This window comes from Phenylobacterium sp. (genome assembly GCF_030697305.1).
GTDB lineage: Bacteria > Pseudomonadota > Alphaproteobacteria > Caulobacterales > Caulobacteraceae > Phenylobacterium.
In genome coordinates this window covers 1-13,625 of record NZ_JAUYQL010000079.1, presented here as the reverse complement: position 1 = coordinate 13,625, position 13,625 = coordinate 1, and the positions used below count along the sequence as shown (strand labels likewise).

Genomic DNA, 13,625 nt, shown 5'->3' with positions numbered 1-13,625 from the left:
GGGGGCGCGCTTTGGTCCATTGAGGTGATGTCCTTGCTTCGTAATCCGTGGGCTCGTACGGCGCTCGTCGCCCTGATGGCGGCCGTGGCCCTGACCGGTTGCGCTGGCAACAAGAAGAAACCTCGTCTGGCCTATGAAGAGCGCCCCGTGGAGCTGCTCTACGCCACCGGGGCCGACCGGCTTGACCGCGGCCAGTGGAGCCAGGCGGTCGACTACTTCCAGGAAGTGGAGCGCCAGCACCCCTATTCGGAATGGTCGCGCCGGGCGATCCTGATGCAGGCCTACGCCCACTACCAGGGCAACAACTATCCCGAAGCCGTGGCCGACGCCGACCGGTTCATCTCGCTGTATCCAGGCAACGCGACGGCGGCTTACGCCTATTACATCAAGGCGATCTGCTACTTCGAACAGATCGTCGACGTGGGTCGCGACCAGGCCGCGACCGGCCAGGCGCTGGCGGCGCTCAGCGACGTCACCCAGCGCTACCCGCGCACAGAATACGCCGCCGACGCGCGTCTGAAGATCGACATGGTCAACGACCAGCTGGCCGGCAAGGAAATGACTATTGGCCGCTGGTATATGCGCCAGGGCGACACCCTCGCCGCCATCGGCCGCTTCAAGACGGTCGTCGACCGCTACCAGACCACCAGCCACACGCCTGAGGCGCTCTATCGCCTGGTGGAGTCGTACATGACCCTGGGCCTGGTCGAGGAGGCCAAGCGCAACGGCGCCGTGCTCGGCTTCAACTATCCGGGCGACGTCTGGTATTCCGACGCCTATCGCCTGCTGACCTCGCGCGGCCTGCGTCCCGCGACCGAGCCCGGCGGCGAGCGGCGCGGAATGATGCGCATCCCGTTCCTGCACCGGAAGGCCGAAACCGTCCGCCCGCCGGCCGAGCGCCTGGCCCCGCCGCCGGCTGCGCCGGCGCCGACGCAGCCCAACTAGCCCTTTCGGCGTCGCCGATTCCGGATCATCTTCGCCCACGATGCTGATCGGCCTCTGGATCCGCGACGTGGTGCTTATTGAGGCGCTGGACCTGTCCATCGGCCAGGGCCTGACCGCGCTCACCGGCGAGACTGGGGCGGGGAAGTCGATCATCCTCGACGCCCTGGGCTTGGCGGTCGGCGCGCGCGGCGACGCGGGGCTGGTGCGGCACGGCGCGGCTCAGGCCGCGGCCTCGGCGGTGTTTGCGCCGCCGCCTGATCATCCAGTGTGGACCGTGCTCGACGACAAGGGCTTGAGCTATGCCCGCGACGAGGACTTGGTGCTGCGCCGCACGCTGAGCGCCGACGGCCGCAGCCGCGCGTTCGTCAACGACCAGGCGACGGGCGTCGGCGTGCTGAAGGAGATCGGCGAACTGCTGCTCGAGGTGCACGGGCAGCACGAGACGGTCGGGCTGCTGGACGCCCGCCGCCACCGGGGCATGCTCGACGCCTATGGCGGCCTGGACGTGCAGGCGCGGGCGCTGGGCGATCGCTGGGCGGCCTGGCGTGCGGCCCTGGCGGGGATGGACGCCCTGCGCGCGGACGTCGAGCGCGCCGCGGCCGAGAGCGAAGAACTGACCCTGCGGCTGTCGGAGCTTGACCGGCTGGACCCTCGGCCGGGCGAAGAGACCGACCTGGCAGAGCGTCGTGCGGTGCTGGGCGCTGCGGAGAAGGCGCTGGCCGATATCGCCGGTGCGCGCGAAGCCTTCGACGGTCTCGCCGGCCGGCTGGCCAGCGCGGTGCGGGCGTTGGAGCGGGCCCGTGAGCGGGCGCTGGGCGCGGGCGCGGCGCATGACGGCGCGATCGTTCGCCGATTGGCCGACACCGCCGGTGCGATCGACCGGGTGCTGATCGAGGCGCAGGAGGCGGAAGCAGCGGTCGACGCGGCCGCTGATGCGTTCGAGTTTCGGCCAGATGAACTTGAAAAGGCTGAGGAGCGGCTGTTCGAGCTGCGGGGGATGGCGCGAAAGCTCGGCTCGTCGGTGGAACTGCTGCCAGACCTGCGCACGCGGTTCGCCGAACGGCTGCGGGCGGTTGAGTCCTCAGAGGAGGCGCTGCGCGCTGCCGAGGCGGCGGTCGCCCAGGCGCGTGCGGCCTATATGGCCGAGGCCGATGCGCTCAGCGCGGCGCGGGGCAAGGCGGCCGAGCGCCTGACCAAGGCGGTGGCTCGCGAGTTGCCGCCGCTGAAGCTGGACAAGGCGCGCTTCCGCGTGGCGGTGGAGAGCCTGCCGGAGGATCGCGCCGGACCGGCAGGACGCGATCGCGTGGCTTTCGAGATCGCCACCAATCCCGGCGCGCCGTTCGGCGAGCTTGGCGCGATCGCCTCAGGCGGCGAGCTGGCGAGGCTCGCGCTGGCGCTGAAGGCGGCGCTGGCCGGGCGTGGCGGCGTGCAGCCGTTGATGATCTTCGATGAGGTGGACCAGGGCGTAGGCGGGGCGGTGGCCGACGCCGTGGGCCTGCGGCTGCGCAGGCTGGCGGCCGAAGCCCAGGTGCTGGTGGTGACCCACAGCCCGCAGGTGGCGGCGCGCGCCGACGCGCACTGGCGGATCGCCAAGGCAGGCGAGGGCGAGCGTCTGCGCACCCTGGTGGAAGCCCTGTCGCCCGCCGACCGCGAAGAGGAGATCGCGCGCATGCTGGCCGGAGCCCAGGTCACCGACGCCGCGCGCGCGGCCGCGAGGGCGCTGATGCATGCCTAAGTCGCCCAAGGCCAAGGCGGACGCCTCCGCCGACGGCATGTCGGAGGCCGAGGCGCTGGAGGCGTTGACCGCGCTCGCCGACGAGATCGCCGCCCACGACCTGCGCTATCATCGCGACGACGCGCCGACGATTTCGGACGGCGACTACGATGCGCTTAAGCGGCGCAACACCGAGATCGAGGAACGTTTTCCGCATCTTGTACGCGAGAACTCGCCCTCGCTGCGGGTCGGCGCCGCGCGGGCCGAGCAGTTCTCGGCCGTCGAACACGGGACGCCGATGTTGTCGCTCGACAATGCGTTCTCCGACGAGGATGCGCTGGAGTTCGATGCGCGGGTGCGGCGGTTCCTGCGGCTGGAAGAGGTTGTGGCCTACACCGCCGAGCCGAAGATCGACGGACTGTCGGCGTCGCTGCGCTACGAGGACGGCCGGCTGGTGCAGGGGGCGACGCGGGGCGACGGGCGGGTGGGCGAGGACGTCACCGCCAACCTGCGCACGCTCGACGAGATTCCCAAGCGGCTGTCCGGCTCGGGCTGGCCGGCGGTGATCGAGGTGCGTGGCGAAGTCTACCTGGGCCATGAGGAATTCGCGGCCCTGAACGCCGCGGCGGAAGCGGCCGGACAGCGCACCTACGTGAACCCGCGCAACGCCGCGGCCGGGTCGCTGCGGCAGATCGACTCGAAGATCACCGCCGGCCGCCGGCTGCGGTTCTTCGCCTACGCCTGGGGCCTGACCAGCGGGCCGTTCGCCGAAAGCCAATGGGCGGCTCTGCAAGCGTTGAAGTCCTGGGGGTTCGCCACGACGCCGCAATCGGAGCGGGTGGAGGGGCCGGAGGGCTTGCTGGACGCCTATCGGCGCATGGAGGCGGTGCGACCCAAGTTGGGGTTCGACATCGATGGCGTGGTCTACAAGGTCGACCGGCTGGACTGGCAGCAGCGGCTGGGCTTCGTCTCGCGCTCGCCGCGCTGGGCGGTGGCGCGCAAGTTCCCGGCCGAACAGGCGCGCACCATATTGGAAGCGATCGACATCCAGGTAGGGCGAACCGGCGCGATCACGCCGGTGGCGCGCCTGTCGCCCGTAACTGTGGGCGGCGTGGTGGTGGTCAATGCGACCCTGCACAACGCCGACGAGATCGCGCGCAAGGACGTGCGCATCGGCGACACGGTGATCGTCCAGCGGGCCGGCGACGTGATCCCCCAGGTGGTCGGCCCGGTGCTGGAGGCGCGGCCCGAGGGCGCCGAGCCGTTCGAGTTCCCGACGCACTGCCCATGCCCGCTGGAGACGCCGCTGGCGCGCGAGACGACGGCGTCTGGCGCAGAAACCGTCGTGCGGCGCTGCACGGGCGAGTTCGCGTGCCCGTTCCAGCGCCTGCAGCACCTGCGCCACTTCGTGTCGCGCCGGGCCTTCGACATCGAGGGTCTGGGCGAGAAGCAGTTGGCGGCGTTCTATGAGCGCGGCTGGCTGAAGGAGCCGGCCGATATCTTCCGGCTGGCCCTGGATCAGGCGAAGCTGGAAGAGTTGCTGTCCATTGACGGATACGGCGAGACCAGCGTGCGCAACCTGACGGCGGGCATCGAAGCGCGCCGCACGATCCCGCTCGATCGGTTCATCTACGGCCTGGGGGTGCGCCACATCGGCGAGACCACAGCGGTCGGCATGGCGCGCGGCTACGGCACGGCGCAGGCGTTCCTGGCGGCGATGGACAAGATCGCCGAGCGCGATCCCGAGGCGATCGAGGAGCTGGACGCGTTCGACCAGATCGGGACCGCGGTGATCGAGGCGGCGGCGGCCTATTTCGCCGAGGACCACAACCGCCGCGCGGTGCAGGCGCTGGCCGAGCAACTAACCATCCAGGACGCCGAGCAGCCGAAGACCGACACGGCGGTCGCCGGCAAGACCGTGGTGTTCACCGGCGCGCTGGAGCGGATGACCCGCGACGAGGCCAAGGCCCAGGCCGAGGCGCTGGGCGCGAAGGTCTCCTCGTCGGTATCGAAGAAGACCGACATCGTCGTGGCTGGGCCCGGGGCGGGATCGAAGCTGAAGACCGCGGCCGAACTTGGCCTGCAGGTGCTGACCGAGGACGAGTGGCTGGCCCTGGTGGGCGCCGGCTAACCACGTTCACGCAGGCGCGGAGATGCGGCATAGTCAGTCGCATCGGAGGTGCGGGGCGTGGCGGGGCGTTTCCTGAGCGAGCTGAAGCGCCGCAACGTGATTCGCGTTGCGGGGGTCTACGTCGTCACGGCGTGGGCGCTGTTCCAGATCGCCAAGACGATCTTCGAGACCCTCAGCTTTCCCAAATGGGCGGCGCCGCTGGCCCTGGTGCTGCTGGCCCTGGGTCTGCCGATCGCGATAGTTATCGCCTGGGCGTTCGAGCGTGCGCCGGATGGATCGGTCACACGCACCAAGACGCCGGAGGATGCGCCCAAAGCCAGGCTGAACTGGTCGGACTGGGCGCTGGTGGCGGTGATGGGCGGTATGCTGGTGGTGTCGCTGGGCCAGGTCGCCGGCGTGCTGCCGGGCGGCATGGACCGCGCGCGGCCGACCAATGCCCGGATGCTGGAAAAATCGGTGGCGGTGTTGCCGTTCGCCAACTTCAGCGCCCAGAAGGAGACCGAATATTTCGCCGACGGCCTGACCGAGGAGGTGATCAATTCGCTGACGCAGGTCCCTGACCTGAAGGTCGCGGGCCGCACCTCGGCCTTCTATTTCAAGGGCCGCAACGAGGATCTGCGCGAGGTCGGTCGCAAGCTTGGCGTCGCACATGTGGTAGAGGGCAGCGTGCGCCGGGAGGGCGAGCGCCTGCGCATCACCGCCCAGCTCATCAGCGTCGATGACGGCTTTCACCTGTGGTCGAAGACCTATGACCGCAAGATGGACGACGCCTTCGCCATTCAGACCGAGATCGCCGGCGCGGTGACCGAGGCGCTGAAGATTCGCCTGAAGGAGGGCGGACCGCCGCCGAGCGGATCGCCGCGGGACCCGGCAGCCTATCAATTGGAACTGACGGCTCGCGCGCACCTGCGCCGTATGGGGCTGGAGGAGCTGCGCACCGCGCGTGAGCAGTTCGAGCGGCTGACCACCCTGGAGCCGAACAACGCCTCGGCGCTCGCGGGGTACGCCCAGGCGACCATGCTGCTGGCGCAAAGCCACCTGGCGCTCGATTTCAGCGAGGCTCAGCGGGTGAGCGAGGCGGCGCTGGACAAGGCGCTGAAGATCGATCCAAAAAACGTCGACGCCTGGCTGGCGCGCGCCGCCATGGACCGCATCCTGGCGATACGCCAGGGCTCGGCGCGGCACGACCGCGACCGGCTGGTGTCGCTGCGCCGCGCGCTGGCCCTGGATCCGCGCAATCCGATGGGTCTGACACTCTATGCCACCTATCTCAGCGAGCACGGGAGCCATCCGCAGGCGGTGGAGGCGGCGCGCAAGGCGCTGAAACTCGACCCGCTGGATCGGGTGTCGCAGATGGTGCTGGCCGACGCCCTGCGGGCCATGGGGCGGCTGAACGAGGCGGGCGAGCAGTACCGCTCGGTGCTCCAGCTCTACCCCGACTTCAACGATGCGAAATTCAATCTCGGCGAACTGCTGATGGAGCAGGGCCGGCTGGACGAAGCCGAGCCCTGGCTACGCGCGGTGGTCGATACCGGCACCGACCCCGGGGCGGCGATTCAGCTCGCCAGCCTCTACAACAACCTAGGCCTCCTCGACGAGGCGGTGAAGACCCTGGGGCTGCCCGCCACCAGCCCGGCGGCGGAGTTCATGCACGTAGCCTCGCTGGCGGCCCAGGGCCGATATGCAGACGGCGTGCCCTATTCATTGTCGCAGCGGGGCAAGGACGACGACTCGTTCTGGTCGCAGGCCATCGTGGTGTGCGCCACCATGAGCGGCGACGACGTCCTGGCGCTGCGCACGATGAGGTCCGCCGAACCGGAGCTGTTCCTGCCGGAGCCCGGGATCGCGGTGACCGATCTCTCGATGCCGCTGTTCGGCGCCCATCTGCTGAACAAGGTCGGCGAGCGGGCCCAGGCGAGGCGAATCGCCGAGAACGTCCTGGCCAATACGCGACCGTCGGCGGACGGCTATCTGCGGGGTCAGCTTCGGCTGATGCGGCTGAAGGCGTTCGCCGAGATCGGCGAGACCGACAAGGCGCTGAACGAGCTCGAACTCGCGGTGAAGGCCGGCTGGCGGATGCCGTTCGATACCGAGGACTACATCTGGATCGACCAGCACCCGAACGCGGAATCGTTGCGCGCCAATCCGAAATTCCGCGCGCTGTTGGCGCAGGTCCGCCAGGACCTGGCGCGGCAGAAGGCATCGCTGCTGGCCTCGCGCCGCTAGAGCGGGGCGCAGGCCTCCGCCAGCCAGGCCCGCACGTCGGGCGGGACGTTCGGGCCGACCTCGGCGAGCACGCGGGCGTGGTAGGCGTCAAACTGCGCGCGTTCCTCGGGCGTCAGCAGGTCGAGGGCGACCAGCCGGCGGTCGATGGGCGCCAACGTCAGGGTTTCGAAGCCTAGCATCGGACGCTCGCCGCCGGCGATCGGCTCGGCCGGGGTGACCACCTGCAGGTTCTCGATACGGATGCCGTAGGCGCCTTCCTTGTAGTAGCCGGGCTCGTTGGAGACGACCATGCCGGCGCGCAACGCCACAGTGCTGGGCGACTTGGAGATCCGGTGGGGGCCTTCGTGGACGCCCAGGTAGGAGCCGACGCCGTGGCCGGTGCCGTGGTCGTAGTCGAGGCCGTGGGCCCACAGCGCGGCGCGGGCCAGGGCGTCCAGGCTGGAGCCCGTGGTGCCGGCCGGGAAGCGCACGCGAGCCAGCGCCAGGTTCCCCTTCAGCACCAGGGTGAAGCGCTCGGCCATCTCGCGCAACGGCTCGCCGATGGAGACGGTGCGGGTGACGTCGGTGGTGCCGTCCAGGTACTGGGCGCCGGAATCCACCAGCAGCAGCGATCCGGTCTCAGTGCGCTTGTTGAGCCGCGTGGTCGGGCGGTAGTGGACGACGGCGCCGTTCGAGGCCGCTCCGGCGATGGTGTCGAACGACAGGTCCTTGAGGGCGCCGGTCTGTTCCCGAAAACCCTCCAGCCGGGTGACGATCTCGATCTCGTCAGGCGGGCTCGACTGACCTTCGGTGGCCACCCAGTGCAGGAACCGGGTGAGCGCAGCGCCGTCGCGGCGGTGGGCCCGGCGCGCGCCCTCGATCTCGACGTCATTCTTGCAGGCGCGGGGCAGGGCGGTGGGGTCCTCGGCGCGGACCACCTCGGCGCCGGCCTGCGCGAGCGCGTCGAAGTACCAAGCCGACGACTGCGACGGGTCGACCAGCACGTTCTGGCCGGACAGATCGGCGAGCGCCGCTTGCAGTTTGTCGGGCGCCTCCAGCGTCACTTCGTTGCCCAGCCAGACGGCGAGGTCGGGGCTGACCTTGCGCGGATCCAGGAACAGATGCGCGGTCCCGTCGCCGTTCAGTACGGCCTGGCCGAGCGGCAGGGGCGAGCGGATCACGTCGCCGCCGCGGATGTTGAACAACCAGGCGATGGACGCCGGCGCGGTCAGCACGGCGGCTTGAGCGCCGCGCGCGGCCAGAGCCTCGCCGATGCGCTTGCGCTTGGCGGCGGAGGCCTCGCCTGAGTACTCGAGCGGGTGCGGCACCACTGGGGCGGCGGGCTGGTCCGGGCGCGCGGCGCCCCAGGCCTGGTCCAGGGGATTGACCTCGACGGGCTTGAGCTCGGCGCCGGCCTTGGTGGCGGCCAGCCGCAGGTGGGCCAGCGCATCGGGACTGTGCAGGCGCGGGTCGTAGCCGATGGCCTGGCCGTGAGCAGCGGCGGTTTCGATGTAGGCGGACACGCCGCCGTCGACGAGGTCGCGGATCTCAAACATAGAGGCGTCGACCTGATCGCGGACCTGCAGGCTGTAGCGTCCGTCGACGAAAACCGCGGCCTTGTCGCGCAGGATGACGGCCGCCCCCGCCGACCCGGTGAAGCCGGTGGCCCACGCCAAGCGGTCGTTGGCGGCCGGCAGGTATTCGTTCTGATGCTCGTCCTCGTGTGGGACGAGGAAGCCGTCCAGGCCCTGGCGGGCCATGGCTTCGCGGATCAGCGGCACATGGCGCGGTCCGAACGAGGGGTCGGTGCTTTCATCGAAGGTCTGGCGCATGGACGAGATTTAGGCCTGCCAGCGCCGGGCGGCAAACGGCGGGCGTGAAAAAGGCGCGGGCGATACTCTCGCCGCCCGCGCCTTCAGCGAGATTATTGATTCGGAGCCGGATCGGTGACCGCGTCGGAACCTTCGCTGGCGGTATCGGACGCATTGGCGGCCGCGTCGCGGGTCGCCTCGGCTGCGCGATCCGCGGCGATCGCGGTCTGGTCGGCGGCCGCCTGGCTGGCCTGGGCGAGGCTCGCGGCGGCGGCTTGGGAAGCTTGGGTCGCCGACGCCGCTGCGTTCTGAGCGTCAGCGGCTGCGGTGTTCATCAGCACTTCAGTGCGGCCGGAGTCGCGGGCCGCCTGCAGATCGGCGTCGGTGGTGCGGCCGCCATTGAACATGAACAGCATCGCAGCGACGGCGACGATCGCCACGAGGGCGGCGACCCACCAGCCGGCATTGGAGGCCGCGCGCGGCGCCTCGACAACTTCGCGGCGGACGACAGCGGGTTCTTCGATCACACGGCGTTCGACGTAGGGCTCGTTCGGGCTGGACATTCTGACGCCTCCGGGCGGCGGCGCTGGGCGCCGCCTTTAGGCCTCACAAACGGTGCGCCTCGAATGAGGTTCCCGCGCTTCTGCGGCGGTCCTCAGGGGCGCTGCAGCACCAGGGTCGACCATGCGTCCCGATGCAGGCGCCGCAACACGCGAAAGCCCCGTGATCGATAGGCCGCGAACACCCGGCGTTCCTGGGTGCGCAAAAGGCCTGAGAGGATGGCGATCCCGCCCGGCTTCAGGGCCCCTCGGATGTCCTGCGCCAGCGCGACCAGCGGCGGCGCCAGGATGTTGGCGAACACCAGGTCGTAGGGCGCGCCGGCGCGCAATGTCGGGTGCCTCAGGCCGGACGCGTGGACGAAGCGGACCCGCGCGTGGTTCAGCCTGGCGTTCTCGCCAGCGATCCGCACCGAGGGGCGGTCGATGTCGGAACCTACGACCAGGCGCGAGCCGGTGCGCGCGGCGGCGATGGCCAGCACGCCGGTGCCGGCGCCGACATCCAGCACCTTGGGAAAACGCCGCGCCTTCAGCAGGGCGTCATAGGCGCTGAGGCAGCCGACGGTGGTGCCGTGGTGGCCGGTGCCGAAGGCCGCGCCCGCCTCGATGCGGAGGTTGACGGTGCTGGCCGGCGCCAGGCCACGGTCGTGGGCGCCGTAGACGAAGAAGCGTCCCGCGCGCACCGGCGGCAGGCCAGACAACGCCATGGCCAGCCAGTCGGCGTCGGCGAGCGCCTCGCTCGCGACGCGCAGGTCGAAGCCGCGCAGGAGGCCCTCGATGGTCTCCGCCTCGTCGGCGGAGGTCGGGAAAGCGTCGATGCGCCAGATCTCGCGCGCCTCGTCTTCCTCAAGAATGGAATAGGTGGCGGCTTCGGTGACGGGGTGGTCGTCGAGCGCGCGGGCGGCGGCTTCAGCTTCGGCGCGTGCGCCGCGGGCGGTGATCTGCAGGGCCTGCTCGGTCATGACGCCCCGTCTAGTGGCCGCGGCGGCGAAAGGCGAGCCGGTTCAGCCTTCGGGTGGCGGAGCCTCGGGTTCCGGCGCGGGCGGCGGCGGGCCGACGCCGGCCAGGGTGTTTCCGTCGATGGAGGGAATGCTGACCTTCACCGGCGCCGGCGGCTCATAGGCGGCGAACTCGTAACGCGCGGGCGGGTCCTCCGGCGGGATGTAGGCGGCCTGATAGGCTTGGTCTGGCTCGGCGCGGGTAGGGGCGGTCGCCTTCAGCGCATCGGTGCCGATGACGTAGTCGGGAACAGGGCCGTTCCAGGTCTGCACGCCGCCATCGAAGTCGTGCTGCGCGCGCGCGCCGGACGCAGGCGCCTCAATCTGAGGCCCGCGCGGGCCGTCGGACAGGGCGAGGGTTGGCTTCATGGTCGCGCCGGCCCACAGGCCGATGACGGCGGCGATGGCGATACCGGAAAACAGCGCCTTCACGGAAGTTCCTCCGCGGATTCGCTGCATTAGCGCCCGGACGCCGGAAAGGTTCAAGCGGGAGAGGGCATGCGCGTCTGGCCGCCGGCGAAGGCGGCGGCCGCCGAGCGACGGGCGATAGCCGGCACAGGCCCAAGCAACCGGGTGATAGCCGTCACCGCGAGCACCCAGGGCAGGCTGTTTTGCACCAGGATGAAGCTCTCCGAGAACAGGCTGAGCGCGAACACCGCGACGAACAGGGTCGACCAGTAGCCGTCCTGCACCTTGGCGTGACGGCCGACGGCCGCGCCGAGGGCCAGCGCGAAGATGAGGCCGAACAGGGCCACGCCGATCTCGCCCAACTGGATGAGCAGGTCGAGCCAGCCGTTGTGGGCGGTCGGAACCACCCATTGAAGCTGGGCGCGGATCCATTCGGCGGGCGCCGAGTGCGGACCCCAGAAGGCGCCATAGCCATAGCCCAGCAGCGGGCGGTCGCGGTAGGCGCGCAGCACGGCGGCCCAGATGTCGGTTCGTCCGGTGAGCGACGGATCCTTGCCCAGGGCGGCGAAGAACATGTCCGGCGCGACGAGATAGGCCATCGCCAGCGCGCCGAGCGCGGTGACGCCCAACCAGACGATGGCGACCGTGGTCGCAGGCCCCCGGCGCATGATCAGCAGGGTCATGGCGCCGGCGCCGACCAGCAGCAGAGCCAGCAGCGAGGTGGCGGACCGGGTCATGATCACCAGGCCGGCGCACGCCACGAAGGTCAGCGCCCATAGCCAGCGGCGCGGCGGCGACAGGATCATCGCCGCGGTCGCCGAGACCGCGCCATAGACCATCATCGCGCCCATCTGGTTCTTCTCGTACCAAAGGCCGCGCCAGGCGCCGGCGTTGACGTCGGCGTGGACGCCCAGGCTGGGCATGGCCAGGCAGACGAAATAGCTGCCGAGCGCCAGCACCAGGAACGATCCGGCGAGCAGCTCGGCCAGGCTGCGTCCGTTGTAGCTGGCGGTCAGATAGACGCCGAACAGGGTGGCCGCGGCGACCGCGATGGAGCGGCGGAAGGTCACGCCAGGTTCAATGGACCAGTAGGAGGACAGGAAGGCCCAGCCGACCAGCAGGGCGAACGCCAGCGCCGGCGCCCAGTGCCGGGCGAGGTCGCGCCAGCGCAGCAGCGCCAGCCCCGCCACCACAGCATAGACCGGCAGCCAGATCAGCCGCAGCACGGGAATCGCGTCGCCGCCGGTCTGCTTGGGATCAAGGAGGGGGCCGATCAGCGCGTTGGACATCATCAGCACCACGATGGTGGCGAACAGCATCTCGAGGCCGCGCACTGCGGTCAGTCTGGGTTCGTTCGCCATGAGCGCGCGCCTGTGCCAATACGGCGCGGAAAGTCGCCCGCCCGCGCCGGTTCGCACGCCGTGCTGCAAGGTCGGGACCTTGGGGAAACGCTTACGGAGACCCGAGCATGAGCAAGTATCAGCCGCTGTCCGAACGCCTGGCTGCGCGCACTGACGCCGTCTGGCGGGCGGGGTTCGCCGAGCTGGAGGAGGTGCTGGGTTTCGCCCTGCCGAAGGCGGCGCGCAGCACCGGCGCCTGGTGGGCGAACACCCCGGACAAGGCCCACGCGCGCGCCTGGCTCGATCAGGGCTGGGAAGCCTCCCAGGTCGACCGGGAGGCCGAAACGGTGACATTCCGCCGTGTGGCGGAGGTGATCGCCGAGCCGGCCGCGAAGGCGCCGGCCGACACTCGAGCGCTAGGGATGACCGCACTGGTCGGCGCCGCAGCCGCGGTGCTGGGCGTGGCGTTCAGCCTGCTACGGCGTCGGCGCTAAGCGCGATCAGCCGCGCTCTACGAAGCTGTCGATGACCCGCTTCTCGCCGGCTTTCTCGAAGGCGACGGTGAGCTTGTTGCCCTCGACGCCGGTGACTTCGCCGTAGCCGAACTTCTGGTGGAAGACGCGATCGCCGCGGGCGTAGTCGCTGGAATGCGACGGCGCGGAGACGGCGACCAGGCGGCCTTCGCCTTCCAGCACCGGCTGGCGGCCCGGGTGGCTGCCGCGGTAATTTCGTTCCTGGGCGCGGCGCCAGCCTGGAGAGGAATAGCCGTCGCCGAAGCTTGGGCTCTCGTCCCAGCGCGAGCCGTGCTGCTGCTGCATGCCGGGTCCGCCCCCATAGTAGCCCGTCTCCGAGGCCGCCTCGACATTGGCCAGGGGCAGTTCGTCGACGAAGCGCGAGGGAAGCTGGCTGGTCCAGCGGCCATAGACCTGGCGATTGGCGACGAAGGAGATGCGGGCCTCCTCGCGCGCCCGGGTGATGCCGACATAGGCCAGCCGGCGTTCCTCCTCGAGGCCCTTCTCGCCCTTCTCGTCGACGCTGCGCTGGGACGGGAAGACGCCTTCCTCCCAGCCGGGCAGGAAGACCAGCGGGAATTCGAGGCCCTTGGCGGAGTGTAGGGTCATAATCTGCACCGCGTCGGCCGCGGGACCGCGATCGAGGTCCATGACCAGGGAGACGTGCTCCAGATACGAGCCCAGGTCCTCGAACGAACCCATGGACTGGACCAGCTCCTTGAGGTTTTCGAGCCGGGTCTGTGCGGTGGGAGTGCGGTCGAGTTTAAGAGCGTCGGTGTAGCCGCTTTCCTCCAGCACCATCTCCATCAGGCGAGGATGGGCTATGCGGTCGGCCTCGGCGCGCCAGCGGTCGAGGTCGCGCAGGAAGGTGGCCAGGGCCGTGCGGGTGCGCGCAGCCAGCTCGTCGGTGAGCGCCAGTTGGCGGGCGGCGATGCTCGCCGGGACCTGCTGGGCGCGGGCGATCTGCAGCAGCTTCTGCACCGTGGTCTCGCCGATGCTGCGCT

General features: G+C 70.2%; 11 protein-coding genes. 5 read left to right on the top strand and 6 right to left on the bottom strand.

The window, feature by feature from the left end:
• Positions 1-27 precede the first annotated feature (27 nt).
• From Q8R27_RS08680 to Q8R27_RS08665, 4 genes are read left to right on the top strand one after another with little or no spacing between them, the layout of a single operon-like run.
• Entirely contained in the window at positions 28-945 is a 918-nt protein-coding gene (locus tag Q8R27_RS08680; RefSeq protein ID WP_305698640.1) for an outer membrane protein assembly factor BamD, read from the top strand.
• A 40-nt stretch (positions 946-985) separates the two neighbouring features.
• Positions 986-2,680 carry a DNA repair protein RecN gene (gene recN / locus Q8R27_RS08675; protein ID WP_305698639.1) on the top strand — a complete coding sequence of 565 codons (1,695 nt, stop codon included), beginning with the start codon at positions 986-988 and terminating at the stop codon, positions 2,678-2,680.
• Between the two features lie 37 nt (positions 2,681-2,717).
• Positions 2,718-4,790 (top strand): NAD-dependent DNA ligase LigA, encoded by a 2,073-nt coding sequence (gene ligA, locus Q8R27_RS08670; RefSeq protein WP_305698652.1) that lies wholly within the window; start codon positions 2,718-2,720, stop codon positions 4,788-4,790.
• Positions 4,791-4,847: 57 nt separating this feature from the next.
• The gene (locus Q8R27_RS08665) at positions 4,848-7,016 is read left to right on the top strand and encodes a tetratricopeptide repeat protein (protein WP_305698638.1); all 2,169 of its coding nucleotides are present in this window, start codon (positions 4,848-4,850) and stop codon (positions 7,014-7,016) included.
• On the opposite strand, the gene Q8R27_RS08660 is transcribed toward Q8R27_RS08665, so the two are convergent.
• From Q8R27_RS08660 to Q8R27_RS08640, 5 genes are all read right to left on the bottom strand, one after another.
• Positions 7,013-8,827 (bottom strand): aminopeptidase P family protein, encoded by a 1,815-nt coding sequence (locus Q8R27_RS08660; RefSeq protein ID WP_305698637.1) that lies wholly within the window; start codon positions 8,825-8,827, stop codon positions 7,013-7,015. The genes Q8R27_RS08665 and Q8R27_RS08660 overlap by 4 nt on opposite strands.
• Positions 8,828-8,919: 92 nt before the next feature.
• Complete coding sequence (locus Q8R27_RS08655) at positions 8,920-9,369, bottom strand: hypothetical protein (protein ID WP_305698636.1); 450 nt, start codon at positions 9,367-9,369, stop codon at positions 8,920-8,922.
• A 92-nt stretch (positions 9,370-9,461) separates the two neighbouring features.
• Entirely contained in the window at positions 9,462-10,325 is an 864-nt protein-coding gene (locus tag Q8R27_RS08650) for a 50S ribosomal protein L11 methyltransferase (RefSeq protein ID WP_305698635.1), read from the bottom strand.
• Between the two features lie 42 nt (positions 10,326-10,367).
• Positions 10,368-10,793 (bottom strand): hypothetical protein, encoded by a 426-nt coding sequence (locus tag Q8R27_RS08645; RefSeq protein WP_305698634.1) that lies wholly within the window; start codon positions 10,791-10,793, stop codon positions 10,368-10,370.
• A 50-nt stretch (positions 10,794-10,843) separates the two neighbouring features.
• Entirely contained in the window at positions 10,844-12,130 is a 1,287-nt protein-coding gene (locus tag Q8R27_RS08640) for an O-antigen ligase (RefSeq protein WP_305698633.1), read from the bottom strand.
• Between the two features lie 107 nt (positions 12,131-12,237).
• Here Q8R27_RS08640 and Q8R27_RS08635 point away from each other — a divergent pair, with 107 nt between their 5' ends.
• Positions 12,238-12,603 (top strand): hypothetical protein, encoded by a 366-nt coding sequence (locus tag Q8R27_RS08635; RefSeq protein ID WP_305698632.1) that lies wholly within the window; start codon positions 12,238-12,240, stop codon positions 12,601-12,603.
• Between the two features lie 6 nt (positions 12,604-12,609).
• On the opposite strand, the gene Q8R27_RS08630 is transcribed toward Q8R27_RS08635, so the two are convergent.
• On the bottom strand, positions 12,610-13,625 hold a 1,016-nt coding region (locus Q8R27_RS08630), incomplete at its 5' end, for a 3'-5' exonuclease (protein WP_305698631.1).

Coding starts and splice junctions, on each gene's coding strand:
- Q8R27_RS08680 (WP_305698640.1), top strand. CDS start 28: ATGTCCTTGCTTCGTAATCCGTGGGCTCGTACGGCGCTCGTCGCCCTG.
- recN (WP_305698639.1), top strand. CDS start 986: ATGCTGATCGGCCTCTGGATCCGCGACGTGGTGCTTATTGAGGCGCTG.
- ligA (WP_305698652.1), top strand. CDS start 2,718: ATGTCGGAGGCCGAGGCGCTGGAGGCGTTGACCGCGCTCGCCGACGAG.
- Q8R27_RS08660 (WP_305698637.1), bottom strand. CDS start 8,827: ATGCGCCAGACCTTCGATGAAAGCACCGACCCCTCGTTCGGACCGCGC.
- Q8R27_RS08655 (WP_305698636.1), bottom strand. CDS start 9,369: ATGTCCAGCCCGAACGAGCCCTACGTCGAACGCCGTGTGATCGAAGAA.
- Q8R27_RS08650 (WP_305698635.1), bottom strand. CDS start 10,325: ATGACCGAGCAGGCCCTGCAGATCACCGCCCGCGGCGCACGCGCCGAA.
- Q8R27_RS08640 (WP_305698633.1), bottom strand. CDS start 12,130: ATGGCGAACGAACCCAGACTGACCGCAGTGCGCGGCCTCGAGATGCTG.
- Q8R27_RS08635 (WP_305698632.1), top strand. CDS start 12,238: ATGAGCAAGTATCAGCCGCTGTCCGAACGCCTGGCTGCGCGCACTGAC.